This window comes from Pantoea sp. EKM101V (assembly GCF_011800325.1).
Classification (GTDB): Bacteria; Pseudomonadota; Gammaproteobacteria; order Enterobacterales; family Enterobacteriaceae; genus Pantoea; species Pantoea anthophila.
On the sequence record NZ_JAALFP010000004.1, the window covers coordinates 1 to 24,614 of the forward strand.

At 58.0% G+C, this 24,614-nt stretch carries 23 protein-coding genes, 1 tRNA gene and 1 pseudogene; 22 read left to right on the forward strand and 3 right to left on the reverse strand.

Translation table 11 applies throughout. The features are described from left to right. From HFD92_RS08030 to HFD92_RS08080, 11 genes and pseudogenes are all read left to right on the forward strand, one after another. A pseudogene (locus tag HFD92_RS08030) lies at positions 1-615 on the forward strand (DUF2235 domain-containing protein); the annotation flags it as partial. A gap of 18 nt (positions 616-633) precedes the next feature. Further along, positions 634-891 carry a PAAR domain-containing protein gene (locus HFD92_RS08035; RefSeq protein WP_167428724.1) on the forward strand — a complete coding sequence of 86 codons (258 nt, stop codon included), beginning with the start codon at positions 634-636 and terminating at the stop codon, positions 889-891. Between the two features lie 77 nt (positions 892-968). After that, the gene (locus HFD92_RS08040) at positions 969-2,027 is read left to right on the forward strand and encodes a hypothetical protein (RefSeq protein ID WP_167428725.1); all 1,059 of its coding nucleotides are present in this window, start codon (positions 969-971) and stop codon (positions 2,025-2,027) included. After that, positions 2,011-5,463, forward strand: a complete 3,453-nt coding sequence (locus HFD92_RS08045; protein WP_167428726.1) for an ImcF-related family protein — start codon at positions 2,011-2,013, stop codon at positions 5,461-5,463. Before HFD92_RS08040 ends, HFD92_RS08045 begins: the two co-directional genes overlap by 17 nt. Then, complete coding sequence (gene tssA / locus HFD92_RS08050) at positions 5,463-7,061, forward strand: type VI secretion system protein TssA (RefSeq protein ID WP_167428727.1); 1,599 nt, start codon at positions 5,463-5,465, stop codon at positions 7,059-7,061. The genes HFD92_RS08045 and tssA overlap by 1 nt, the downstream gene beginning before the upstream one ends. A 42-nt stretch (positions 7,062-7,103) precedes the next feature. Beyond that, positions 7,104-8,858: a type VI secretion system baseplate subunit TssF gene (gene tssF / locus HFD92_RS08055; protein WP_167428728.1), complete on the forward strand. Its 1,755-nt coding sequence runs from the start codon at positions 7,104-7,106 to the stop codon at positions 8,856-8,858. Beyond that, positions 8,822-9,907, forward strand: coding sequence for a type VI secretion system baseplate subunit TssG (gene tssG / locus HFD92_RS08060; protein WP_167428729.1), 1,086 nt, complete (start codon positions 8,822-8,824; stop codon positions 9,905-9,907). Before tssF ends, tssG begins: the two co-directional genes overlap by 37 nt. Further along, positions 9,885-10,430, forward strand: coding sequence for a type VI secretion system lipoprotein TssJ (gene tssJ, locus HFD92_RS08065; RefSeq protein WP_167428730.1), 546 nt, complete (start codon positions 9,885-9,887; stop codon positions 10,428-10,430). The genes tssG and tssJ overlap by 23 nt, the downstream gene beginning before the upstream one ends. Continuing rightward, a complete protein-coding gene (tssE, locus tag HFD92_RS08070; protein ID WP_167428731.1) occupies positions 10,430-10,885 on the forward strand; it encodes a type VI secretion system baseplate subunit TssE in 456 nt (151 codons plus the stop codon). Before tssJ ends, tssE begins: the two co-directional genes overlap by 1 nt. A 14-nt stretch (positions 10,886-10,899) precedes the next feature. Next, positions 10,900-11,370: a hypothetical protein gene (locus tag HFD92_RS08075; RefSeq protein WP_167428732.1), complete on the forward strand. Its 471-nt coding sequence runs from the start codon at positions 10,900-10,902 to the stop codon at positions 11,368-11,370. A gap of 116 nt (positions 11,371-11,486) precedes the next feature. Continuing rightward, on the forward strand, positions 11,487-12,872 hold the full coding sequence (locus HFD92_RS08080) for a VasL domain-containing protein (protein WP_111208569.1): 1,386 nt from the start codon (positions 11,487-11,489) through the stop codon (positions 12,870-12,872). Between the two features lie 256 nt (positions 12,873-13,128). On the opposite strand, the gene HFD92_RS08085 is transcribed toward HFD92_RS08080, so the two are convergent. Together HFD92_RS08085 and HFD92_RS08090 are read right to left on the reverse strand one after the other, a co-directional pair. Beyond that, positions 13,129-13,200: transfer RNA gene (locus HFD92_RS08085), tRNA-Arg, on the reverse strand. Positions 13,201-13,377: 177 nt separating this feature from the next. Beyond that, positions 13,378-14,325: a formate/nitrite transporter family protein gene (locus HFD92_RS08090; RefSeq protein ID WP_167428733.1), complete on the reverse strand. Its 948-nt coding sequence runs from the start codon at positions 14,323-14,325 to the stop codon at positions 13,378-13,380. Between the two features lie 242 nt (positions 14,326-14,567). Between HFD92_RS08090 and ccmA the strand changes: the two genes are divergently transcribed. The 10 genes from ccmA to mlaA all read left to right on the forward strand — a co-directional run bounded on the left by ccmA (position 14,568) and on the right by mlaA (position 22,430). Continuing rightward, positions 14,568-15,185, forward strand: coding sequence for a cytochrome c biogenesis heme-transporting ATPase CcmA (gene ccmA / locus HFD92_RS08095; protein WP_009088917.1), 618 nt, complete (start codon positions 14,568-14,570; stop codon positions 15,183-15,185). Further along, positions 15,185-15,844 (forward strand): heme exporter protein CcmB, encoded by a 660-nt coding sequence (gene ccmB, locus HFD92_RS08100; RefSeq protein ID WP_009088919.1) that lies wholly within the window; start codon positions 15,185-15,187, stop codon positions 15,842-15,844. The genes ccmA and ccmB overlap by 1 nt, the downstream gene beginning before the upstream one ends. Positions 15,845-15,894: 50 nt before the next feature. Continuing rightward, positions 15,895-16,635: a heme ABC transporter permease gene (locus tag HFD92_RS08105; protein WP_167428734.1), complete on the forward strand. Its 741-nt coding sequence runs from the start codon at positions 15,895-15,897 to the stop codon at positions 16,633-16,635. Then, positions 16,632-16,865, forward strand: a complete 234-nt coding sequence (gene ccmD, locus HFD92_RS08110) for a heme exporter protein CcmD (RefSeq protein WP_009088921.1) — start codon at positions 16,632-16,634, stop codon at positions 16,863-16,865. The genes HFD92_RS08105 and ccmD overlap by 4 nt, the downstream gene beginning before the upstream one ends. After that, positions 16,862-17,347, forward strand: coding sequence for a cytochrome c maturation protein CcmE (gene ccmE, locus HFD92_RS08115; protein ID WP_009088922.1), 486 nt, complete (start codon positions 16,862-16,864; stop codon positions 17,345-17,347). The genes ccmD and ccmE overlap by 4 nt, the downstream gene beginning before the upstream one ends. Continuing rightward, on the forward strand, positions 17,344-19,302 hold the full coding sequence (locus tag HFD92_RS08120) for a heme lyase CcmF/NrfE family subunit (RefSeq protein ID WP_167428735.1): 1,959 nt from the start codon (positions 17,344-17,346) through the stop codon (positions 19,300-19,302). Before ccmE ends, HFD92_RS08120 begins: the two co-directional genes overlap by 4 nt. After that, the gene (locus HFD92_RS08125; RefSeq protein WP_167428736.1) at positions 19,299-19,856 is read left to right on the forward strand and encodes a DsbE family thiol:disulfide interchange protein; all 558 of its coding nucleotides are present in this window, start codon (positions 19,299-19,301) and stop codon (positions 19,854-19,856) included. The genes HFD92_RS08120 and HFD92_RS08125 overlap by 4 nt, the downstream gene beginning before the upstream one ends. After that, positions 19,853-20,308 carry a cytochrome c-type biogenesis protein gene (locus HFD92_RS08130; protein ID WP_181405338.1) on the forward strand — a complete coding sequence of 152 codons (456 nt, stop codon included), beginning with the start codon at positions 19,853-19,855 and terminating at the stop codon, positions 20,306-20,308. Before HFD92_RS08125 ends, HFD92_RS08130 begins: the two co-directional genes overlap by 4 nt. Continuing rightward, complete coding sequence (gene ccmI, locus HFD92_RS08135) at positions 20,305-21,516, forward strand: c-type cytochrome biogenesis protein CcmI (protein WP_167428737.1); 1,212 nt, start codon at positions 20,305-20,307, stop codon at positions 21,514-21,516. The genes HFD92_RS08130 and ccmI overlap by 4 nt, the downstream gene beginning before the upstream one ends. Before the next feature lie 149 nt (positions 21,517-21,665). After that, entirely contained in the window at positions 21,666-22,430 is a 765-nt protein-coding gene (mlaA, locus tag HFD92_RS08140) for a phospholipid-binding lipoprotein MlaA (protein ID WP_046102299.1), read from the forward strand. A gap of 93 nt (positions 22,431-22,523) precedes the next feature. On the opposite strand, the gene fadL is transcribed toward mlaA, so the two are convergent. Then, a complete protein-coding gene (fadL, locus tag HFD92_RS08145; RefSeq protein WP_046102298.1) occupies positions 22,524-23,807 on the reverse strand; it encodes a long-chain fatty acid transporter FadL in 1,284 nt (427 codons plus the stop codon). A gap of 358 nt (positions 23,808-24,165) precedes the next feature. Between fadL and HFD92_RS08150 the strand changes: the two genes are divergently transcribed. After that, the gene (locus HFD92_RS08150; protein ID WP_009088938.1) at positions 24,166-24,462 is read left to right on the forward strand and encodes a YfcZ/YiiS family protein; all 297 of its coding nucleotides are present in this window, start codon (positions 24,166-24,168) and stop codon (positions 24,460-24,462) included. The last annotated feature ends 152 nt before the right edge of the window (positions 24,463-24,614 follow it).

The following is a 24,614-nucleotide window of genomic DNA, read 5'->3' on the forward strand; positions in this document are numbered from 1 at the left end:
TCAGTGAGTAACGCCATCTTCCTGCTGAATAACGACAATGAGTATGGCGAATGGCTCCGCATGAAAACCGCCGGGGAGGATCGTGTAAAAGTGCTTTTCCCGGCGAGCGGCGAAGCGGGTAACGCCACTGAACCTGGCGGGCTGGTGCGGGCGCTGTTTGACGATCAGGTCCATGATTCCCGCGCATGGTTTATGCACAACGCCTTAGGCTCCCGCGAACCCTGGGGCAGCTATTTCCTCTACCGGATGATCTACTTCGGCAGCCGCTGCAGTAAGCCGATGACGCCGCTGATGATTGCCGGGGCGGTGGTGGGGGTGGCGACCCTTGCCGCAGGCGCGGCCGTTATCATCAGACAGAAAAGCGCGAAGGGCAAACTCACGGGACTTGCCGGTACCGTGGGGGCCGTTTACCTCGAAACACAGGCCATCGATCTGCTTTCCGGCAAACCGCTGCCGATGCTGCCTGATGCCGCACAGCTGCAGGCACCAACGATGGAGCCAGGCACGGTGGTTGCACAGCAGACTCAGGTCGTCAGCGAGCAGCGGCTGGCGCTGGCAAAATCGATGATTGAGTCCGGCTGGGCGGAAAATCTTAAGGCGACCGTAACGGCCTGATTCAGGGAGGAACAAAGGATGAAAGCAGTGATACGCGAGGGCGATACCCTGCGGGAGTACGGCGGGAAAGTGCTGGGCGGGCATTATCTTTGCTTCGGGAAAGGGATGGCCTGTAAAGGCGATGCGGTGAAGTGCAATAAACATGGCATGACGGTCATCAGCGAAGGCAGTTCGTTATCGGAAGTGGACGGACAGCCGGTGGCGCTGCACGGTCACCGTTGTGCCTGCGGCTGCACGCTAGTGAGCTCCTTTCCCGATTGCGGCATTGAACTGTGAGGCCGTTACCGGAGTATCCGCCCTACCGGGGCGCGCGCCCTCCTGATGGCAAGCGATGGCTGTCCGCGGGCGCGCTGATGGTGTTGCTGTTCGGAGGGGGCGGCGCGCTGCTTCATTCTGCCGGGAGCGGTGCAGGGCTGGTTATAAAAGGAATGGCTGGTGCGGTGGTTCTGATGGGCGTGCTCTGGTTAATACGCCAGCTGTATTACCGGACTTCGGTTCATAACGCCCGGTATTATGAACAACTGATTGAGCAGCAGCGACAGGCCTGGTGGGAGCAGCATCAATACCGTTTTGCGCTCAGTGAAATGGTGCTGCTGGGCCCGGCCGGAACCGATATGCAACACTGGCTGAGGCTGCTAAAGCGGGAGCATCGTGTTCCTGAGATCAAAAATGAGTCGAGCGGGAAAGCGCTGCGTATTGGTCGAACGCTGGTTGATACGGTGGCTGAACGTGAGGCTTTGCTGGCAAAACTGCTGGTGTTGCAATGGCAGACGCAAAGCGCAGATTCCTCCCTCCCACGCTTATGGCGCTGCTACTGGCAGGGTTCTCTGGATGCCTGGCGTGCTTTCTGTACTCAAATGCAGGTTTCATTTCCGGACGTGGCGCTTCCTGACAAACCGGAGACATGGCAAGGCGAGGAGACGCTGTCTGAACTTGCCGCAACGGCTCAAACGCTCCCTGAATCAGAGGCTATTCTGGTCGCCGGGTGCCATTCGATAGCTTCTTCGTTTAATTCTGCACAGCCTGCCGGTGAGTCCGCTGCACTGTGTCTGGTCGCGCAGAATGGGCTGGTCAGCGTTACCCGGGGGGAGGTTTACGATATCGCTGGAAAAGAGGTTTTAACCGCAATCTGCGAGCGCGCGGAGCAGCAAAGCGACCTCGAAAAGTCGCCTGACGCCTGCATGCTGTTCTCACAGCCGACGCTGCCCACCCTGGCGCAAAGCGGCTGGAATGTGACCCATCACGTTCAGGACCTCAACTGGGGGAACCCCGGTGATATGGAAATGATTATCGTGCTGATTCTGGCGGCCCTTTACGCAAAAACTTATCAAGAACCCTGCGGCTGGATAGCCAAAGACCCTCTACATACTCTCGCTCTTGGAATTATTAAACCTTATGGTGAAGGAAAATAAACCCGCTGAATTTTCGGTGCTTGCCACGGCGGTGTTGTTTGTTGCTACTGTCACGCTGCTTGTACTGGCAGGTGGATTGTTGTGGTGGTATTGGGGGGAAGATCTCTCCACGGAATGGGACGTGATACGTCGAATTATGACGGCCTGTTTTGTTGTCTGGGGAGTGTCGCTCTGCGTACTGGTGCTGGGGTTTATCGCTTTTCATTTAATGATTCGGGATAAAGTGATGGGAGAGTCTTCTTCCAGACCGGTCAAAAAGAAAAGAACGCCCCTGCTGCCGCTCAAGGCAGACATCGGTAGCCATCTCCGCCGCCGCTATAGCTTCTTCTGGCGAAGTAAAGTTCGTCTGCTATTAGTCACAGGCGATGAAAACGCCATCGCACAGCTCGTGCCCAACCTGCAAACCCGTCAGTGGCTGGAAGGTAACCGCACGGTCTTGATTTACGGCGGCAGCCTGACCGCTGAACCCGACGAAAAAAAATACACCGCCCTGCGCAAGCTGCGACGTGGTCGTCCTCTGGACGGCATCGTACGCGTAAATGGCGAAGGACAGAATATTACGCCGCAGATGAGCGAAAGTGATCTACGCGAACTGGAAAAAATCAGCGAACTGTTGCGTTATTCTGCCCCGGTTTATTTATGGCAGTTGTGCGACAGCACCTGGTCGCAGGCAAAACGTAATGAACAGACGGTTGGGGCTACTTTCCCGCTGCGTGCCCAGCCTGACGACATTACCCGCCAGCTTGAACGGATGCTGCCAACACTGCGAAACCAGGGAATGAGTCAGGTCGCTGAGAACAACAGCCACGACTTTCTGCTGCGACTGGGCCAGCACCTCAAAAACGGCGGTATCGCCCGCTGGGCTCAGCAGCTGGTGCCATGGCTGGCAGCCTCCCAGCAGCGCATTCCGCTGCGTGGCCTGATGTTCAGCCTGCCGGAGAATAAAATCGCTGCTATCGCAGGAGAAGCAGCCGGTGCTGCACCTGCCGACGCTGATAAATATATCCCCGAATCACAGCGCCACGCCCTGAGCCTGCCGGTCACCTGGCAGGGCATCGTGGATGACTGCGTCCGTGTTCGTGGCCGCCGGGTCGGTATGGCGTGGGAACAGACGGTTGCCTGGGCGCTGATGGCCCTTATCGGTATCTGGGGCGCGGGAACGCTGCTGTCTTTCGCGGTCAACCGTCAGCAGATCGTTTCTGTTGCCGGGCAGGCGCATGCCCTGGCAGAACATCCCTCTGTTTCGGATGACCAGCTCACCGCCCTGCATAGGCTGCGTAATGACGCCGGCCGCCTGAAGCACCGTATTAAAGACGGCGCACCCTGGTATCAGCGCTTTGGTCTGGACCATAACCCGCAGCTGCTTGACGCGATGCTGCCCTGGTACGGCGTGGCAAACAACCGCCTGATACGCGACCCGGCGAATCAGGCGCTGATGCAAAAACTCAGTGCGCTGGTGAATTCAGCCCCCAACAGTGACCAGCGCGCTGCGCTTGCTAAACCGGGTTATGACCAGCTTAAAGCCTGGCTGATGATGGCTCGTCCGGATAAAGCCGATGGTGCGTTTTATGCGCAGGCTATGAAAACCGTGCAGCCGACGCGGATGGGTATTTCAGCCGGCCTGTGGCAAAGCCTGTCGCCGGATTTGTGGGCGTTCTATATCTCCGAACTGCCAGAGCAGCCACAGTGGAAAATCACGCCGGATGCGCAGCTGGTGAGCCAGAGCCGCCAGGTCCTGTTGCAGCAGATTGGACGGCGTAATGCTGAAAGCACGCTGTACCAGAACATGCTCAAATCCGTGCGGCGTAACTTCGCCGATCTCTCTCTGGAGGACATGACCGGCGGTACCGATGCCCGTCGTCTGTTCACGACTGAAGATGTGGTGCCGGGCATGTTCACGCGCCAGGCCTGGGAGGGGGGCATTCAGCCCGCTATCGAAAAAGCGGCAAATTCCCGCCGGGATGAAATCGACTGGGTGCTGAGCGATTCCCATAAAGCAGTTTCAGCCGATCTGTCGCCGGAAGCCCTGAAAGCCCGTCTGACGCAAAGGTACTTCACCGACTTTGCTGGTCGCTGGCTGAGTTTCCTTAACAGTCTGCACTGGAACCTGGCAAACAATATCGCCGACGTCACCGACCAGCTGACGCTAATGAGTGATGTCCGTCAGTCGCCACTGATTGCCCTGATGAATACGCTCGCCTGGCAGGGACAGACCGGTCAGCAACGCGAAGGTCTGTCGGACTCGATCATCCAGTCGGCTAAAGAGCTGGTGGGCGGCAAAGATAAACCGGCGATTGACCAGTCGGCGGCAGGCCCGCAGGGTCCGCTGGATGAAACCTTTGGCCCGCTGCTTCAGCTTCTGGGTAAAAACAAAAGCAGCAACGTTATGTCCGCTGACAATTCTCTGAGCCTGCAGACCTGGCTGACCCGTATCACGCGTGTGCGTCTGCGTCTGCAACAGGTGGCCAGCGCCTCTGATCCGCTGGAGATGATGCAGACCCTGGCGCAGACGGTATTTCAGGGTAAAAGCGTGGATCTTACTGACACCCAACAGTATGGCAGCCTGATTTCCGCCAGCCTGGGTGAAGAGTGGAGTGGGTTTGGCAACACGATGTTTGTGCAGCCGCTGACCCAGGCCTGGGAGACCGTGCTTCAGCCCTCCGCAGCCAGCCTGAACGATAAGTGGAGTCGTTCCGTTGTCGCAAACTGGCGCACCGCCTTTGACGGGCGCTTCCCGTTTACAGCGAGTAAAAGTGATGCCTCCCTGCCGATGCTGGCTGAATTCGTGCGTAAGGATAGCGGACGTATTGAGCGCTTCCTGACGACGGAGCTCAGCGGTGTGCTGCACAAAGAGGGCAGCCAGTGGGTGCCGGATAAGATTAACAGCCAGGGCCTGAGCTTTAACCCGGCCTTCCTGCGTGCGGTTAACCAGCTGAGCCAGCTGTCGGACATTCTGTTTACCGATGGCAGCCAGGGCATCAGCTTTGAGCTGCAGGCGCGTCCTGTACCGCAGGTGGTGGAGACGCAGTTGACCATTGATGGGCAAAAGCTGCATTACTTCAACCAGATGGCCGACTGGCAGAGTTTCCGCTGGCCGGGAGAGACTTACAGGCCGGGGACGATGCTGACCTGGACCACCGTCAACGCCGGTGCGCGCCTGTTCGGGGATTACAGCGGGACCTGGGGCTTTATTCGCTGGCTGGAGCAGGGCAAACGCCAGCAGCTTGACCGCAGCCAGTGGATGATGAGCTTTACCGCCCCGGACAGTCGCACTCTGCAGTGGGTGCTGCGCTCACAACTCGGCAAAGGTCCGCTGGCACTGCTGGATCTTCGCGGTTTCACGCTGCCCGATCAGATATTCAGTGTCGACAGTGCGGCCACCGCGCAGGCGCTGATGGCCAGTACCGGAAACAGTGACAGTGATGGAGTCGAATAATGAGCACACTGCAGAATCTGGTTGCCGCCTGTCAGGCAGACGAAACTCAGCTGCGACAACAGGCGCAGACGCGCATGGAAAACTGGCAGGGCTGGCTTACGCCGGTAAGTGGCAGCAGTCTGACAGGTGAAGACCCGGGATATGATGATGATTTTCAGCGTATCCGCGAAGAGGTCAATAAACTCACCGGGATCGATACCGGGCTGATATGCACGCTTGCCGAGAAGTTACTGATCACCGGGGCGAAAGATATCCGGGTGGCGACGTATTACTGCTGGGCGCGCCTGCACCAGGATGGCGAGGCTGGCTTTGCCGAAGGGCTTGAACTGCTGGCGGGATTACTGCAGCGCTTCGGCATGCAGCTTCACCCGCAGCGGGACCGCAGCCGGAAGGCCGCGCTCGAATGGCTCGGCGGTACCCGCGTTCTGGACAGTCTGTCATTGTATCCGGAGGTCGTCCGCGAGGATGCACAGCGTACCGCCGGGGCGCTGTTGCTCATTACGGACAGCCTGGAGAGAGAGCCGGAGGCGTCACGACCGGCGCTGAATGCTCTGTACAGCGCGCTGGAATCCCGCCTGATGAAGGCCGGGGGTGTGGATGCCGTGGTACCTCAGAATGTCAGTAACAAGAGTCAGTCACAGACCTTACACGCGACAGAGCCTGACGCGCCGATACTGAGCCGCATTACCTCTGGTCAGGATTTACTGGCTCAGGCGCGCATCCTGACAGGGTATCTGCGTGAACAGCCCGGTGGCTGGCTTGCGGCGCATCGGCTGATGAAGAGTCTGCGTCATGACACGCTGAACACTATTCCGGTCCCGGATGCTGAGGGGAAAACGCGCATCGAACCGCCAAGGGCTGACCAGCGAGCCATGCTCAAACGGCTATATCTCCAGCAGAGCTGGCTGGAGATTCTGGAACAAGCGGACAATACCTTCTCGCGCGGTGCCAACCACCTCTGGCTGGATTTACAGTGGTATATCCACCAGGCCCTGATGAAATCAGGGCAGGATGTACTGGCCGACATCATCACCGCAGACCTGAAAGGGTTGCTGCGCCGCCTTACCGGGCTTGAAACCCTGGCCTTTAATGACGGAACGCCGTTTGCTGATGAAGTGACGCTGAACTGGATAAACCAGAGCGTACTGGACGATATGTCCGGCTGGCGGGATGAGCCGGTCAGCGCCGACAGTGGGGATAATAACGATATTCTGTCTCTTGAGCCGGAAGCGCTGGATAAAGCGGATAGTGACGGTCTGGATGCCACACTTCACTGGCTGCAGACCCGCCCGGGCAGTGACACCACAAAAGACAAATGGTTGCTGCGTCTGTTGATGGCCCGCGTAGCAGAGCAGAAGGGCAAAAATGAACTGGCCCTGCATCTGCTGGGTGAGCTCGATAGTGCCGCACAGTCCATTACCCTCACGCAGTGGACGCCGGCACTGCTGTTTGAAGTGAAATCACGCCGCCTCAGACTTCTGCGCATGAAAGCCACACGCAGTGAAACCGATAAATCACGGTTACAGCCAGAGATGGACCAGCTTCTTGCAGGGCTGATTGCGCTCGATCCAGCGAGCAGTGCAGTGCTTTGCGGGTAAAAATCCCTCGCATACCTTTAATTCACACTTATTCAGGTTTTTATGGATGATTTGACCCTGCGTTATTATGACGCTGAAATGCGCTACCTGCTGGAAGCCGGTGAAGAGTTTGCCCGTGCGCATCCCGAGCAGGCAGCAATGCTCAATCTCGACAAGGCAGCTGCACGTGACCCGTTTGTGGAGCGCCTGTTCGAAGGCTTTGCTTTCCTGATGGGCCGCCTGCGGGAGAAGCTCGATGACGACCTGCCTGAACTGACCGAAGGCCTGGTCAGCCTGCTTTGGCCGCATTACCTGCGCACCATTCCGTCGATGTCAGTGGTGGAATTCACCCCTGACTGGCGCGAAATGAAAGAGCCGATGCGAATCGTCAAAGGCTTTGAGGTGAACTCAAGGCCGATCGGTGAGAAGGGCACGCGTTGCCGCTACACCACCACCAAAGCGATCACCCTCCGGCCACTGTCGCTTGAGCACGCCCGCCTGTCGACTGACTCTGACGGACGTTCGGTTATCAGCCTGCGCTTTAACTGCAGCCACCTTGCCGACTGGCGTCGTGTCGATCTCACTCAAATCCCGTTCTATTTTAATGCCGACGCGCCGCTGGCCTGCGCCATGCATGAAGCTTTTACCATGAACATGGCGCATCTGTGGTTGCGCATGCCAGGCGATGTGGACAGAAAACCGTTGGACGGCTATTTCGCTGCACTGGGCTTTGGCGATGATGACGACCTGTGGCCGAAGGGGAGCAGCAGTTTTAGCGGCTATCAGCTGCTGCTGGAGTATTTCACCTTCCGCGAGAAGTTCATGTTTGCGGGCCTGCGTGGGCTGGAAACTGTCGTCTTTCCGGCTGAGCTCCCCTGGTTTGAAATCGACGTGGTGCTGACGGAGCGCTGGGAGCATGACTTCAGCTTTACCGAAAAGCATCTGCGCCTGAACTGTGTGCCGGTGATCAACCTGTTTCCGCTGGAATCTGACCCACTGACGGTCAACTCCCTGCAGACCGAATATATGCTGCGCCCGATGCGCGTTCAGGATGGCCATACCGAGATATACGCGGTGGATTCTGTGATGTCATCAAGCCAGCATACTTACGTGCCGTTCTCAAGCTTCCGCCATAAAGGCGGCATGATGCGTCATGAGGCGCCGGAATATTATTACCACACCCGCGTGCGACGTGGCCCGTCCGGGCTGCATAACACCTGGCTTGTCCTCGGTGGCGAAGCCTTTGATAACCATACCGTTCCGGAAAATGAAAGCCTGTCTCTGACGCTGACCGGTACCAACGGCCAGTTACCACGCCGCGCGCTACAAAGCACCGTGCTGGATACGGTGATGAAAACCACCTCAGCCAGTATTGCCGTCCGCAACCTGTGTGCACCGACATTACCCTGTTACCCACCGGATCAGGATCGCTTCCACTGGCGCGTGCTTAGCCACCTTGGCAGCGGCTTCCTGTCGATGATGGATAATGCCGACGTGCTGCGCGGCACCCTGGCGCTGTATGAGTGGACGGACAGTGAGATGAACCGCCGTCGTCTGGAGGCGATTATCGACGTGAAGCATAGCGAAACGGAGCGCTTCGAACAGGGCTACCTGGTGCGCGGCGTGCAGATTGACTTGACGCTCGACAGCCACGGCTTTGCCGGGCGCGGTGACATCTGCCTGTTTGGTGAGATGCTGAGTCGCTTCTTCGCGCTGTATACCGATATCTATCTGTTCAACCGCCTGATTATTATCCTGCAACCGACCGGAGAGCGTCTGGAATGGGAAGAGAAGCACAACCGCCGTATTCCCGGCTGACCCCACGGCTGGAGGCTGACCTTAACCGGATAAACTTTTACCGTTTCTGCCAGCTACTGGAGAAGCAGAACCCGGGCAGGCCGCTGATAGGCTCAACCAGCCATCCTTCTGACGATCCGGTGCGCTTTGCGCCGCATCCCGGAATGGGCTTTCCGGCTGGCGAACTCAAAGCCGTCGGCTATGACGAAGAGAATGGCAGCAAACCACCGCTCATTCGCACCACATTTATGGGCGTGTATGGCGTGGATTCGCCGCTGCCGACCGCCTATCTCGATGACATCGCCCAGTGCCGGGAAGGGCATGAGGCGCTACAGGGCTTTCTGGATATCTTCAGCCACCGCATCCTGACGCAATTTTATCGCATCTGGCGTAAGTACTCGTATCCGGCCACCTTTGAGCCAGGCGGTACTGATGCGATTTCACAGTCGCTGCTTGGCCTGGTGGGGCTGGGTATTCCCGGGACGGCAAAGCATATTGCCACGCCGGTGTCGCGCTTTCTGGCGCTGCTTGGTGTACTTCGCCAGCCGGGAAAAACGCAGGAGGGAATACAGGCGCTGGTGACGCTGCTTGCCCCGGATACCACCGTCAGGGTCAGCCCATATTGCCTGCGTCCGGTGGAAATCAGTCAGCCATTAGGTTTTTACGGAGACGACGATTTTCTGCTGGATGGCAACACGCCGCTGGGTGACGAGGCGATGGATGCCAGCAGCCAGCTGCTGATTGCCCTGTCCACCGAAAACGAACAGGAGTCGCAGGGCTGGAAACCGGACGGTCTGCTGTATCAGGACTTTCTGGTGATGCTGCGTGTCTACCTTGGCTGGCGTTTTAAGGCAAAAATCACCCTGACCACCCAAACCCGACTGCTGGCCGCGCCGCCGCTCGGCGAAGGACCCTTCTGGCTGGGGATGAATGGCGTGCTGGGCGCGGAAGACGAAGCCCTCCCGGACGATATCCCGCAGACTTTTACGACAGAACTGGGCTATTACACCGGCATGAAGCCCGCCACACCACAACAAGGAAACCGACGTGTTACGTACAAGTTTAACTAAGACCGCGCGCTGGCTGTTACCCCTGCTGACATTCAGTCTGGCGGGCTGCGGGGTGACGCAGGGTATTAGCGATGGCACTAAATCAGCATTTAACGCGGTGTTCTACAAAAAGATTAAAGTGCTGCACCTGGATTTCACTGCCCGTGAGGCGCTTAACACCGACTCCAGCGAGAGTAATTCGCTGTCCGAGCCGGTGATTATTCGTGTCTGGCAGCTGAGAGATCGCAAAACATTCGACAAAACGGTCTACCAGCAGTTGCTGAAAGAGGGGGAAACCATTCTGAAAGCTGACCTGCTGGCGAGCCGTGATGTGGTTTTGAAGCCGGGCGGTGATGCGGACCTGAATATGCCGATGGAGGCCGATGCACAGTTTGTCGCTGTGGCTGGGCTCTTCCGCCACCCGGACAGGGTTAACAACAGCTGGAAGCTGGTAATTAAGCGCGAAGATCTTGACCCGGATAAGCCGCGCATTCTTGAAGCCGGTAACAACCATCTGACGCTGAAACCGCTCAGGGATGACTGATGCCACAGGTAAACAATACGCCTTCACTGTATGAAATGCTGACGGGCAACTTCACCGGCGGCCTCGATCTCCATCAGGTCAGCGAGGAGAACCAGCTGATTCTGTCCGTACTGGACAATATGCAGCGTATCCTCAACTGCCGTGCCGGTACGCTGGCGCATCTGCCCGACTATGGCCTGCCGGATATGACCCGAATCCTGCAGGGCATGCCAGGAACGGCTCATGAACTGATGGGCACGCTTTCGACGCTGCTGCTCAGATATGAGCCCCGCCTGAAAAAGATAGACGTTGTTCTGCTTGAGCAGCACGTGCCCGGCGAACTGCGCTATGCCATTGATGCAGAGCTGAAAGGCGTCGGACTTGTCCGCTACGGCACTGAGTTTATGCCCGAGGGGCGGGTGCTGTTGAGGCATCTGAAGCAACAGCACTATCTCGACACCACAACCCGGATCTGAGGCCAGAAAGCACCATGTCTCTAAAATCACAGTTCCTCAAAAAACTGCAGGACAGGCAACGTGGCCCGGTCTCATTTACCTGTAAAACGCAGGCTAATATAGCGGCATTCCGCCTGCGAATGACACAGCTTCAGGAGCAGATGGATATATGGCTGACAGATACCGGCCTGCATGTTGAAACGCAGGCCGTGTCCGTCACGGACCTGCTGGTCGAGGGCGGAGCATTTGAGATTGCCAGTTTCGCCCTCCATATCGACAACCGGTCTGTAAACTTTGTGCCGGTATTCCTGTACGGTCAGGGCGTGACAGGATGCGTGGAGGTGACCTTCAGGGATGGCGTGCAGGTGATGCCATTGGGACGACTATTTATGCGGTCAGTTTCGGTGAACGACTGGACCTTTGCTCCGTCTGGTGATCTCTCCCGTTCCGGGCAGGGGTTTAACGAGAGCACATTTTTTAGCCTGATTATTGCGCTTCTGCAGTAGCGTCTGAAGCTGTTAAAGAGTGCGTGATTTTTAAACCTGTTAATTGCCTGAAATCCTACCAGCCATTTAAACGAACATCTTTCATCCCTTCAGATATACCCAACGGACAACTGGTCATGAATGACACTTCCCCGCGAAAAATCAAAACCGGCGGTGATCCGCGCACGCTGCCGGATTACAGCGCCCTGCGCGATGAACTCGGTAAGCTGACACATCCGGCGCGCCCGGATGTGAACTGGCAGTATGTTGAAAAGCTCTGCCTTTCACTGTTTGAGCAGAACGGCGTGGAATTGCAAACGGCAGCCTGGTATACGCTGGCGCGTGCGCAACTGGCTGGCTTATTCGGGCTTAATGAAGGGCTGACGATAATCGAGGCCCTGGTCAGACATCAGTGGGGGGCGCTGTGGCCTCAGCCAGTCCATGCCCGTATGGAAATCCTCAGCAGTCTGAGTCAACGTTTGCAGCAACGAATGCGCTCGCTTCCGTTAAATTACAGCGACCTCAGCCAGCTCTACCGGGCGGAGCAACTGCTTACCGGACTGGGAGAGGTGCTGCAGCGTCTGGAGCTTAAGCATCTGAGCCAGCTCGATACGTTGCGTACTCAGATGCACATGAGTGCTGTCCGGCTGGAAAACAGCGACGGCACGGCCTGCACCGCGCCGGACACCCAGCCAGATACCGTATTGCCTGCCACCGTGATGAAGGAGGCGACAGCCGCCTCAAAGGAGCCTGCCGGTTGCCGGTCTGATGATGCTCAGGGCAGGGCAGTGAAGTGGGTATATGTCGCGGAATCGGAACCGCAGCCGAACGTGAACGTGCTGACCGCTGCGCCCGTCCCGGTTAACAGATGGACATTCTTTGCTGCCGGGATGTGCGCCATGCTGATGATATGCATGGCGGCAGGGTGGGGATGGCATTCTCTGAACCGGTCCGAACCCCTGAAGGTCCGGTTTGCCGCATCGCTGGCACCGCTACCTTCACCGCTTGCGCCGGAAGATCTGGATCGGTTACGTCGGCAACCGCCGCTACCCCAGTCTCTCATTACACAAACGGAGCAGCAGCTGGCCCGACTGGACAGATTGCCTCCTGACTGGAGTATCGCCTACAGCCGGACACTTACAGAGCAGGCTCAGGCGCTGTGGCCGGAGCAGGGCAAATCCCTGGCAGATCAGTGGCAGCAAAACCTTAACGCGGCCGTGTTGTCGCCAGAACAGCGCAATGGCTGGGATCAGGGAATGACAACGCTAAAAAATCTGAGCAACAGGCTGAACGGGCTGGATCAGCAGAAAGGCAAATACATCACGGTGAGTGAGCTGAAATCCATCGTTTTTACTGCAATGCACTCATTTCACAAATCGATACCCGCTGAAGAACAACTGCGCGTACTGTCTCAACAACCGGCTGGTGCGCCTTTGCCTGCCGCAGCCCGCGCACAGCTGGAGATGCATCTGAAACAGTTAACAGCCAGCTATGCTGAAATAAAACAGAATGCCGCAGAGTAGTCGCAGACGCGAAAATGCGCTGTGATTAAGTCCGCTATAAGCATGGCGACCGCGATGCAGTCAGCGCGGATGAATGTTCTGCAGACTCTGCTCAATGCCTGCCCGAATGACATTCCGGAAATTGTATTACCGGGTCAGAATCGTTGCGTGACGAAACGTCATGGACAGCATTCTGACCCGATTACCAGTGAGGATTAATCGCGCCGGTAAAAAGCAGGTTTTGTCATGCGGCAGGTGTAAAAGGGAGGGCAGATATTGTCCCCTGCAGGAATCGAACCTGCAACTAGCCCTTAGGAGGGGCTCGTTATATCCATTTAACTAAGGGGACAGCGGCACGCAGTATAGCGAAACAGGCGATGAGATTCATCAGGTCGCCGCGCGTTTGCTCATTACGTCAGCAATGTCGCTGTTCAGCCTCTCTTTTGAGACCACTTTTTTCATGCAGGGGCCAGATAACACGTGCAGCGCAAATCCTTCTGCGCTGCACTTTTTTACCTGACGACAGTTATTCAGCACCTTCCTCTTTTTCTCCGCGCTCTTCACGCTCACGACGCTTCTCCTGCCTGCGCTTTTCCGCCTTCGCTTTGGCGACCGCCGCTTCACTCATGTCATTACGGATCTGTGCGTGACTGATCAGCGCAAAAATCAGGGTGCCGCCGGTGATGTTGCCGAGCAGGGTAGGCAGGGCAAACGGCCAGAGGAACTCATGCCAGCTGATGCTGCCATTGAAGACCAGATAGAGCACCTCCACCGATCCCACCACGATGTGCGCCAGATCGCCCAGCGCAACCAGCCAGGTCATCATGACAATGACCACCAGTTTGGCCCCGCCCGCAGAGGGGAACATCCAGACCATGGTGGCGATAATCCAGCCGGAAATGACGGCGTTGGCAAACATGGAGCCGGGCGAGTTCTCCATCACTTTCATGCTGATGTCGGTAAAGGCCTGACGGGTCGCCTCATCAAAAATGGGCATCTCGTTGAAGGCCAGCGCACCCAGTGCCGTACCGATCAGGTTACCCAGCAGGACAATACCCCATAACCGTAACAGCAGACCGCCATTACCCCAGGTCGGTTTGTGCATGACCGGCAGCACTGCCGTGACGGTGTTTTCGGTAAATAACTGCTGGCGCGCCATAATGACGATGACAAAGCCAAAGGTGTAGCCGAGATTTTCCAGCAGAAATGCACCCGGCACGCCATCAAGGTGGACCTTGAATATCCCCTTCGCCATCAGTGAGGCACTCATGGAGAGGCCTGCGGCAATGGCTGACCAGAGCAGGGCCATCCCGTCACGCTCCAGCTCTTTCTCCCCATCCTGACGGATCTCTTCATGGATCGCCGCGGCGCGGGAGGGTAATGCCTCCTCATCGACTTCGATGTCAGTGCCCTTGTCCTTCTCTTCGCTATCGACGTCGTTAGGACCCGGTTCATTACCTGATGAAGGCTTCATATTTTCTCCTGGTGATAGTGCTGTGGCGTAATAAGCGTAGCTGTTTTTTATTTGCCAATTATGTAACGAGCGATGCGAATAAGCGTAACAAGCTTTTTCATACCTGCATTTTTATTCAGACTCAGCGCCAGACCGCACGAATAAACCCCTGACAGCGCGCCTGAGCAGCGGCTCAGACTTCGGCCCTTAGCAGCATTGTGGTAATATCCCGGCCACTTTTAGCTGGTGCGATTCCCCCCTCGATGTTGGAAATCATTACGCTCACTTGTGCATACGATGAACGCGCGCTGTTTCAGCAGCTCTCATTTCGCGTCTCTGCCGGTGACATTGTGCAGATTGAAGGCCCCAACGGTGCCGGTAAAACCTCGCTACTGCGACTGCTGGCAGGGCTGAGCCGTCCTGAACAGGGTGAGATACGCTGGCAGCAGCAGCCGATCCTGCGGCAGCGCGACGCCTGGCATCAGGCGATGCTTTATCTGGGCCATCATCCCGGCGTCAAAGGCGTCCTCACGCCGCTGGAAAATCTGCGGTTCTACCATCCTGACTGCAGTGACGCGCAGATCTTTGCTGCGCTTGACAGTGTCGACCTCACGGGTGACGAAGAGGTGCCGGTAAGCCGGTTGTCGGCGGGTCAGCAGCGTCGCGTCGCGCTGGCGCGCCTCTGGCTCAGCCAGGCCCGTGTCTGGATCCTGGATGAGCCGCTGACCGCCATCGACAAAGCGGGGGTTGAAAAATTAATGGCCAGATTTGCCGCCCATGCCGATAACGGGGGCGCCGTGATCCTGACAACCCACCAGGATCTACCCGCTGCGGCCGCGCGGGTGCGTAAAATTCGCCTTGGCGATGCGGAGGCAAGCTGATGCTGTTTCGCCTGATTCAGCGTGAATTGCGTATCGCCTTTCGCGGCGGCGCTGATGTGGTCAATCCGCTGTGGTTTTTCCTGATTGTGATTACCCTGTTTCCGCTGGGCATCGGACCTGATCCGCAGCAGCTGGCGCGCATTGCGCCGGGTGTCGCCTGGGTGGCGGCGCTGCTGGCGTCGCTGCTGGCGCTTGAGCGCCTGTTTCGCGACGATTTCAGCGACGGTTCGCTGGAGCAGCTTCTGCTGTTGCCTTCGCCGCTACCGGTGACGGTCATCGGCAAAGTCGTGGCGCACTGGCTGATCACCGGTCTGCCGCTGATTATCCTGTCGCCGCTGGCGGCGCTGCTGCTGTCGCTGGATTTCAATGGCTGGCGGGCGATGGCCCTGACGCTGCTGCTCGGCACGCCCACCCTGAGTTTTCTCGGTGCCATCGGCGTCGGGCTGACGGTGGGATTACGCCGGGGTGGGGTATTGCTCAGCCTGCTGGTGTTGCCGCTGGCGATTCCGGTGTTGATCTTCGCCAGTGCCGCGATGGAAGCCGCCAGTCAGGGCCTGCCGATGGGTGGCTATCTGGCGATTCTTGGCGCGATGCTGGCAGGCAGCGCCACGCTCTCGCCGTTTGCCACGGCGGCGGCGTTACGGATTACGTTGCAGTAACCGCGCATAAAAAGACGCGGCCTTTTTTATCGTTAATGTGAGCATTTGATATGTGGAAAGCGTTACATCAGCTGGCCCGGCCCGAACGGCTCTATCAGCTTTCGGGGCGCCTGGTGCCCTGGTTTGCGATAGCAGGCGTGGCGACATTACTGCTGGGCTGGATCTGGGGATTTGGATTTGCTCCCGCTGACTATCAGCAGGGTGACAGTTTTCGCATCATGTATATCCATGTGCCCGCTGCCATGTGGTCGATGGGCATCTATGCCGCCATGGCCGTCGCGGCGTTTACCGGTCTGGTGTGGCAGATGAAAATGGCCGATCTGGTTTCCGCCGCCATGGCACCCGTAGGCGCGGTCTTTACCTTTATTGCGCTGGTCACCGGTTCCGCGTGGGGCAAACCGATGTGGGGAACCTGGTGGATCTGGGATGCACGCCTCACCTCGGAGCTGGTGTTACTTTTCCTCTATATGGGCGTGATTGCACTCTGGCACGCGTTCGATGACCGCCGCACCGCAGGCCGGGCCGCCGGCATCCTGATTCTGGTCGGCGTGGTCAACCTGCCCATCATCCACTTCTCGGTGCAGTGGTGGAATACCCTGCATCAGGGCTCGTCCGGCATCCTTCAGCAGGCGATTGCGCCAGTGATGCGAACGCCGCTGCGCTGGGCCATCCTCGGTTATCTGCTGCTGTTTATCACGCTGACGCTGATGCGGCTGCGCAACCTGATTCTGTTAACGGAACGCCATCGCCCCTGGGCTCTTGACGTCGCAAAACGGGGAGAGCAGAAATGACGCCGGCCTTTTCCTCCTGGCACGCCTTTTTTGCCATGGGCGGCTACGCCTTTTACGTCTGGCTGGCGGTGGCCTGCACGCTGCTTCCGCTGGCGGGACTGACGCTGCATACCCTGTTACTGCGCCGCCGCCTGCTGGCGGAGATCCGCCAGCGTGATGCGCGTGAACGTCGCATCCGGGCAGCTAAATCCAGAAAAGCCGCGGCTGAAGCGGCAGGAGAGAGTGTGTGAATAGCCGTCGACGCAATCGCCTCTGTGCGGCCGTTGCGATTCTGCTTGGCCTGGGCCTGGCCACCGCGCTGGTGATGTATGCGCTGCGCTCAAACATCGATCTGTTTTATACCCCGGGTGAAATCCTCTATGGCAAAGGCGAGGCGCATGAGAAGCCGGAGGCGGGCCAGCGGCTGCGCGTCGGTGGCATGGTGATGCCCGGCAGCGTGCACCGGGACCCGAACAGCCTGGCGGTAACGTTCAAACTTTATGATGCGCGCGGTGTCGTCAGCGTCAGTTTTGAAGGCATCCTGCCGGATCTGTTCCGGGAAGGGCAGGGCGTCGTGGCGCAGGGCGTGCTGGCGGACGGTAACCAGATCGTTGCCAGAGAAGTGCTGGCCAAACACGATGAGAAATATACGCCGCCGGAGATAGAAGACGCGATGAAGAGCAATCACAACGGCCCGCAGTCACAGTATCAGGCGGGAAATAAATCATCATGATGCCGGAAACCGGGACTTTTCTGCTTTGTCTGGCGCTGGGGCTGGCGCTGCTGCTCAGCAGCTATCCACTCTGGGGCGCAATTCGTCAGGATGCGCGGCTGATGGCGATGGCGCGCCCGCTGGCCTGTGGGCTGTTTGTCTGCATCGCTGCGGCCTTTATGCTGCTGGTCTGGGCTTTTATCTGCAACGATTTTACCGTGGCCTATGTTGTCACCAACTCCAACAGCCTGCTGCCGGTCTACTACCGCATTGCCGCCACCTGGGGCGCGCATGAGGGATCGCTGCTGCTGTGGGTGTTGCTGCTCAGCACCTGGACCTTAGCCGTGGCGATCTTCAGTCGCGGTATGCCACAGGACGCGCTGGCGCGCGTACTGGCGGTCATGGGGATGATCAATCTCGGCTTCCTGCTGTTTATCCTGCTGACGTCGAATCCGTTTGCCCGCACGCTGCCCGACTTCCCCGTAGACGGGCACGACCTGAACCCGATGCTGCAGGATATCGGCCTGATCTTCCATCCGCCGCTGCTCTACATGGGTTATGTCGGATTCTCAGTGGCCTTTGCGTTTGCCATCGCTTCGCTGATGGCCGGACGGCTCGATACCGCGTGGGCGCGCTGGTCGCGTCCCTGGACCACCGCAGCCTGGATCTTCCTGACTATCGGCATTGTGCTGGGCTCGGCCTGGGCCTATTACGAACTGGGCTGGGGCGGCTGGTGGTTCTGGGATCCGGTAGAGAACGCCTCGTTCATGCCGTGGCTGGCGGGCACGGCGCTGATCCACTCTCTGGCCGTCACCGAAAAGCGTGGCACCTTTAAGGCCTGGACCGTGCTGCTGGCGATCACCGCCTTTTCGCTCAGCCTGCTCGGTACGTTCCTGGTGCGCTCCGGCGTGCTGGTGTCGGTCCACTCGTTCGCTTCCGATCCGGCGCGCGGCATGTTTATCCTCGCGTTTCTGGTGATTGTCATCGGCAGTTCGCTGCTGCTCTATGCGATCAAAGGGGGGCAGGTGCGGAGCCGGGTACAGAACGAAACCTGGTCACGGGAATCCTTTCTGCTGGGCAACAATGTGCTGCTGATTGCGGCCATGCTGGTGGTACTGCTCGGCACGCTGTTGCCGCTGGTGCACAAGCAGCTGGGACTGGGCAGCATTTCGGTGGGTGAGCCGTTCTTCAATACGATGTTCAGCTGGCTGATGGCGCCGTTTGCGCTGCTGATGGGGATCGGGCCGCTGGTACGCTGGCGGCGCGATGAACCGCAGAAACTGGCCAAACGGCTGGCGCTGGCGCTGCTCGTTACCCTGGCCTGTTCGATGATGATTCCCTGGTGGCTGCAGGATCGCATTGCGGCGATGACCGTGGTGGGCTTACTGATGTCTCTCTGGATCATTGTGCTGACGCTGCTGGAACTGCACGAACGCGCCACGCATCGCCATCCGTTTCTGACCGGGCTGCGTCACCTCTCCCGCAGCCACTGGGGCATGGTGCTGGGCCACCTTGGCGTCGGGGTCACGGTAATTGGTATCGCCTTCAGCACGCAGTACAGCGTGGAGCGCGACGTGCGGATGCGGGCGGGGGATAGCGTGGACATCCATCACTATCACTTTGTCTTCCGCGGCGTGCAGAACCTGCAGGGGCCTAACTACAGCGGGGGCATGGGGATTATCGATGTCACGCGCAACGGGAAACCGGAAGCGACGCTGCAGGCGGAAAAACGCTTCTATACCGCGGCCCGAACCATGATGACCGAAGCGGCGATTGATGGGGGTTTCAGCCGCGATCTCTATGCAGCGCTGGGCGAGGAGCTGGAGGATGGCGGCTGGGCGGTGCGTATCTACTACAAACCCTTTGTCCGCTGGATCTGGGCTGGCGGCGTACTGATGGCGCTGGGGGGCCTGTTCTGCCTGTGGGATCCCCGCTATCGCTCGCGCAAAAAAGCCGCACGTGAGGAGCGCGCATGAACAAGAAAATCCTGTTTATCCCGCTGGTGCTGTTTCTGCTGCTGGCAGCGGCGCTGCTGTGGCAGCTGACCCGCAATGCGGATGGTGACGATCCGACCCGTCTTGAATCGGCGCTGATCGGTAAACCGGTGCCGCTGTTCCGGCTGGAAGCGCTCGACCAGCCCGGCAAAACCTACGACCAGCGCGTGCTGACCGATGGCAGGCCGATACTGCTGAACGTCTGGGCAACCTGGTGTCCGACCTGCCGCGCCGAACATCACTATCTGAATACGCTGGCGGAGCAGGGCATTCGGGTGGTCGGCCTGAACTATAAAGACGATCGCCATAAGGCGGTTAACTGGCTGAACACGCTGGGCAATCCCTACGCCCTGAGTCTTTACGATGGCAGCGGCATGCTGGGACTCGACCTCGGCGTCTATGGCGCACCGGAAACTTTTCTGATCGACGGTAAAGGGATTATCCGCTATCGCCACGCCGGCGATCTCAACACGCGCGTCTGGGAGCAGGAAGTGAAACCGTTGTGGATGAAATACAGTGCGGAGGTGGGATCATGAGATCGCTGTTACTGATCTGTGGCCTGCTGTTCAGCATCAATCTGTGGGCGACCATCGACACACTGCAATTTGACTCTCCGGCTCAGGAGGCGCAATACCGTGATCTCACCGCATCACTGCGCTGTCCGAAATGTCAGAACAACAGCATCGCCGACTCGAATGCCATGATTGCCGCCGACATGCGGCTGAAAGTTTATGAGCTGATGAAGCAGGGGCAGAGCCGCCAGCAGATCATTGATTACATGGTGGCGCGCTACGGCAACTTCGTCTCTTATTCGCCACCGCTGACCCCGTCGACGCTGATCCTGTGGGCTGGCCCGGCGCTGTTTGTGCTGCTGGGTGGCGCGGTGATTATTCTGCGCAGCCGTCGGCGTCACACCCACAGTGCGCTGGATGACGCTGAGCAACAGCGTCTCGATGCCTTACTGAAGTCAGACAGGAAGCCGTCATGAGTGCATTCTGGATTACCCTTTTTCTGTTACTGCTGGCGGCCTGCACGCTGTTCCTGGCCGCGGGCTGGCGGCAGCGTCAGGCCGGCCTGGGCGACCGCGATCGCCTCAATCAGCGCTTTTACCATCAGCGGATCGATGAGCTGGCGCAGGATGAAGAGCAGGGCGTTGTTGCTGAGCGCCCGGTAATGGAGCGCGAGTTACAGCAGACGCTGCTGGCCGATATTCCGCCGGCGCAGAGCCTCCCGTCCCACAGCAGCAGCCGCTGGATTTTGCTGCCGGGCGTGCTCGTGCTGATTGGGGTGTCGCTGGGAACCTATCTGAAAACCGGCGGCCTGACGCAGTACACCGGCTGGATGCAGGTGCAGCAGGCGTACCCTGCGCTGCGTGCGCGGCTGATGGACCCCGGCGCCAGACCGCTCAGCATGGAGGAGCTGGCACGTTTAGAGCTCGGATTGCGTACCGCCCTGCAAACGGAACCGGATAATCTGGCCGACTGGACCATGCTGGGGCGGCTTGGCATGGTGCTGAATCAGGCTGATATCGCCAGTCAGGCGTTTGAGCATGCTTTACAGCTCTCACCCAACGATATGACGCTGAAGCAGGATTATGCAGAGGTGCTGACGCGCTCTCCCGATCCGCAGGATAACCGTCAGGCGTCACTGCTGCTGCGCGCTCTGCTGAAAGCGGAGCCGCAAAACCCGCGTACGCTTGGCCTGATGGCATTTAACGCCTACGGCCAGCAGCAGTACGATCAGGCGATTGAAGCCTGGCAGGCCCTGCTGAACGTGCTGCCTGCCGATGACACACGACGCGCGATGATCGCCCGCAGCATTGAGCAGGCGAGAAGTGATGCCGGAGAGCAGAGCCGTCAGCTGGCGCTGACCGTGCGGCTGACCCCGCAGGCAGAAAAAATGTTACCGCAGGACGGAGTGTTGTATATTTCGGTTTCTGACGGGACGTCACCGGTGCCGGTGGCGGTGAAGCGCATGCCGCTGAGCCACTTCCCGCTGTCGCTGACGCTGGATGACAGCAATGCCATGATGCCGGATCGCCTGCTGTCGGCGCAGCATCAGGTCGCGGTTCGGGTGCGTATCTCCCGCGACGGCAGCGCCACCCCGCAGCCGGGTGACTGGCTGGGTGAGAGCGCCGTGACGCCCTGGGATGGTCATCAGCCGATCGCGGTAGAGATTAATCAGCAGCTTCCCTGAACGTCATCAACGATCCTGTTCAGGTCGCTGCGTGCCATTGCCTGCTGCCTCTGGCATAAAGTCAGCTATGCTCATCGGGTAAGCCGATTCGACGCCGGGCTGTGCCTGAACGATGGGTAGCCCTTTTTCATCCGCACAGGGAGATTGGAATGAATTATCGCCTGACCAGCCTGGCTGTGGCCAGCGTCCTTCTGGTAGGTTGTGCCAGTTCAAAGCCGGCAAATAACGATCCTGCGCAGCGCAGCGATCCGTTCGAAGGCTTTAACCGCACGATGTTTAACTTTAACTACAATGTGCTGGATCCCTATGTGCTGCGTCCGGTCGCTGTCGCCTGGCGCGACTACGTGCCGGTGCCTGCACGAACCGGCCTGAGCAATTTCCTCGGCAACCTGGAAGAGCCCGCCAGCATGGTTAACGCTATTCTGGTCGGTGACGGACGCGATGCGGGTATCCACTTCACCCGTTTCTTCCTGAACAGTGTGCTGGGTCTGGGTGGTTTCATTGACGTCGCCGGTAAAGCCAATCCGGAACTGGCGCGTGAACAGCCGCACCGTTTCGGCACCACGCTGGGCCACTATGGTGTCGGCTATGGTCCTTACGTTGAGCTGCCGGCTTACGGCAGCTTCACTATACGGCAGGATGGCGGTGACTACGTTGATACCCTCTATCCGATCCTCGGCTGGCTGACCTGGCCGATGTCGATTGGTAAGTGGACGCTGGAGGGGATTGAGACCCGCGCGCAACTGCTGGATTCCGATGCGATCCTGAAGCAGCAGAGCGATCCGTACGCCTTTATCCGTAACGCCTACTTCCAGCGTCACGACTTTTTGGCGCGTGGCGGCAAACTCAAGCCGGAAGAGAATCCAAACGCCGCTGCGATTCAGGATGACCTGAAGGATATCGACGCGCAGTAAACGCAGGACGCAGGCTCCCTGAGCCAGCATGCGATTCAGGGCGACAAAAAAGGGCGACTCAGTTGAGTCGCCCTTTTTAATTGTGCTATCCGGTCAGAACTTGTAGTTAAAGTTCGCGCCGTAAAGCCAGGCCTTGCCTTCTGAGTTAAAGGTATAAGGACCTTCTTTCACCGTCACTTTCTGTCCGTGCATATAGGAGATGCCCAGATCGACCGAGGCGTTATCATTGAAGGCGTACGACGTACCTGCACTCAGCCACAAACGATCCTGATCCGGGATGGAGATAGAGCGTTTATCGGCTGGCACCGGGCTGTCATCAAATGCGATACCGGTGCGGAACGTCCAGTTGCTGTCGTAGAAATAGGTGGTGCCCAGCGCGATACGGTAGGCATCGTGGAAGCTTTCATCTTTATAGAACAGCGTCTGGCCCTGAGAACCGGTGGCTTTCAGCTCCTGGAACTGACTCCAGCTGGTGTAGGCCATGCTGTAGTGAACCGCCCACTGCGGAGCCACTTTATGCCAGCCCGACACTTCCCACATCTCCGGCAGATTCAGGGTTAACGCGCCCGGAACCGTCGTGCCGTTGGTACCAAAAGGCACGCCTGACACTTCCGGGTTGTTGACCGCGTTCAGACGGGAGGACAGATTACTTTTGTAATCGCCATCAAAGTCGATCTTCACCTCTGAACGATAGCTGAAGCCGAAGCGGTTATTTTCATCCACTTCATACAGGATACCGGCATTCCAGCCGTAGCCCCACTCGTCGCCTTTCAGATGGGCAACCTGCGTATCAGCCGGTACGCCCAGTCTCGCGCCTGATTCACCGGCATAGCGTTCAATTTTCGCTTTAGCATAAACCGCATCAAAACCGACGCCCACGCTGAAGTGCTCATTGAACCGGTAAGCGGTGCTGAGGTTTAAGTTGCCGGTCATCAGGTCCGTTTTACCGCCATAGCCGCCAGCGGTGTAACCATTATTAAACTCTGTTGCTAAGCCATAGTTGGAGGTTGCCGATGCGCCAATCCACCACTGATCGTTGATGGGCTGAACGTAATGAATATTGGGTATCCACTGATTCGGGGCGATGTTGCTGGCATCCAGGCTGCGGCCCGTCGGACTGCGGCCCGTGATATCCACATCCGGATCAATATAAACCGCACCGATGGAAAACTCCGGGCGATCCATTAACGCCATCGTTGCCGGGTTACGGCTGGCGGATGCCGCCGTATCACCCATTGCCCCTTCGCCTGAGTAGGCGCGACCTAAACCAATCGTAGAGAACTCATTTAACTGAAACCCAGCTGCGTAAACGTGTGAAGAGACAAGCGCCACTGCAGCCGCCACGGCTGACTTTGCGAACAGGTTCTTATGGTTCATGACCACAACCTCATGTGAATTATTATTTAACGCTATAACGTCGCGTAACAAAGGACGGCGGATTGTAGGGACTGACGGTAAACGCACATATCAGACCAGTGCGGAGAGTATAGGTCCGACCTGTGTGCAAGTTGCAATATTGTTTTTAAAATATTTCAGAGTTGATCGCTTAAAATTCGATCTGCATAACAAAAAGCACCCTGGTGAAGACAGCATACCGATTCCAGTTTGTTCTGGATCAATTTTTATTGTGATATTCGTCACTTAGCCACAGTCGCGTGGCGCATCTTATCGCAAGCGGGTAAAATTCCGGCCATAAAATCGCTTAACTCACCCGAAGCCGGGGCAGGAGAGAAAGATGACTGATGCCATTAAAAAATGCAGTGCGACCGAAACCGCTGCCTGCTGCTGCGTTGATGTCGGCACCGTAATGGATAATACCGACTGCACCGCCAGCTGGTCAGAGTGGTTCCCGCAGCGACAGGATGCGGAAGCCAAAGCCGCCCGGCTGACTGAGCGTGCCCGTCAGGTGGAATCGGAACCCTGTGTGATTGACGTCCGGTTCAGCGATGTCGATCAGGGCGTGCAGCTGGATATCGATTTCACCTTCAGCTGCCAGGCTGAAACCCTGATTTTCCAGCTCGGCCTGCGTTAACGCCTCTTACGCCGCCTCAGCGCGGCGTTTTTCAATTTCGTGTTTCCCTTCGCACTTTTTCCTTTCTGCTATTGGCGGCTCACCCGCTTGTGGTTAACACTGATCAGGTCAGACCTCTTCAGGCAATGATGCCACAGTCCCGGCTACAGGTG

Coding starts and splice junctions, on each gene's coding strand:
- HFD92_RS08035 (WP_167428724.1), top strand. CDS start 634: ATGAAAGCAGTGATACGCGAGGGCGATACCCTGCGGGAGTACGGCGGG.
- HFD92_RS08040 (WP_167428725.1), top strand. CDS start 969: ATGGTGTTGCTGTTCGGAGGGGGCGGCGCGCTGCTTCATTCTGCCGGG.
- HFD92_RS08045 (WP_167428726.1), top strand. CDS start 2,011: ATGGTGAAGGAAAATAAACCCGCTGAATTTTCGGTGCTTGCCACGGCG.
- tssA (WP_167428727.1), top strand. CDS start 5,463: ATGAGCACACTGCAGAATCTGGTTGCCGCCTGTCAGGCAGACGAAACT.
- tssF (WP_167428728.1), top strand. CDS start 7,104: ATGGATGATTTGACCCTGCGTTATTATGACGCTGAAATGCGCTACCTG.
- tssG (WP_167428729.1), top strand. CDS start 8,822: ATGGGAAGAGAAGCACAACCGCCGTATTCCCGGCTGACCCCACGGCTG.
- tssE (WP_167428731.1), top strand. CDS start 10,430: ATGCCACAGGTAAACAATACGCCTTCACTGTATGAAATGCTGACGGGC.
- HFD92_RS08075 (WP_167428732.1), top strand. CDS start 10,900: ATGTCTCTAAAATCACAGTTCCTCAAAAAACTGCAGGACAGGCAACGT.
- HFD92_RS08080 (WP_111208569.1), top strand. CDS start 11,487: ATGAATGACACTTCCCCGCGAAAAATCAAAACCGGCGGTGATCCGCGC.
- HFD92_RS08090 (WP_167428733.1), bottom strand. CDS start 14,325: ATGAAGCCTTCATCAGGTAATGAACCGGGTCCTAACGACGTCGATAGC.
- ccmA (WP_009088917.1), top strand. CDS start 14,568: ATGTTGGAAATCATTACGCTCACTTGTGCATACGATGAACGCGCGCTG.
- ccmB (WP_009088919.1), top strand. CDS start 15,185: ATGCTGTTTCGCCTGATTCAGCGTGAATTGCGTATCGCCTTTCGCGGC.
- HFD92_RS08105 (WP_167428734.1), top strand. CDS start 15,895: ATGTGGAAAGCGTTACATCAGCTGGCCCGGCCCGAACGGCTCTATCAG.
- ccmD (WP_009088921.1), top strand. CDS start 16,632: ATGACGCCGGCCTTTTCCTCCTGGCACGCCTTTTTTGCCATGGGCGGC.
- HFD92_RS08120 (WP_167428735.1), top strand. CDS start 17,344: ATGATGCCGGAAACCGGGACTTTTCTGCTTTGTCTGGCGCTGGGGCTG.
- HFD92_RS08125 (WP_167428736.1), top strand. CDS start 19,299: ATGAACAAGAAAATCCTGTTTATCCCGCTGGTGCTGTTTCTGCTGCTG.
- HFD92_RS08130 (WP_181405338.1), top strand. CDS start 19,853: ATGAGATCGCTGTTACTGATCTGTGGCCTGCTGTTCAGCATCAATCTG.
- ccmI (WP_167428737.1), top strand. CDS start 20,305: ATGAGTGCATTCTGGATTACCCTTTTTCTGTTACTGCTGGCGGCCTGC.
- mlaA (WP_046102299.1), top strand. CDS start 21,666: ATGAATTATCGCCTGACCAGCCTGGCTGTGGCCAGCGTCCTTCTGGTA.
- fadL (WP_046102298.1), bottom strand. CDS start 23,807: ATGAACCATAAGAACCTGTTCGCAAAGTCAGCCGTGGCGGCTGCAGTG.
- HFD92_RS08150 (WP_009088938.1), top strand. CDS start 24,166: ATGACTGATGCCATTAAAAAATGCAGTGCGACCGAAACCGCTGCCTGC.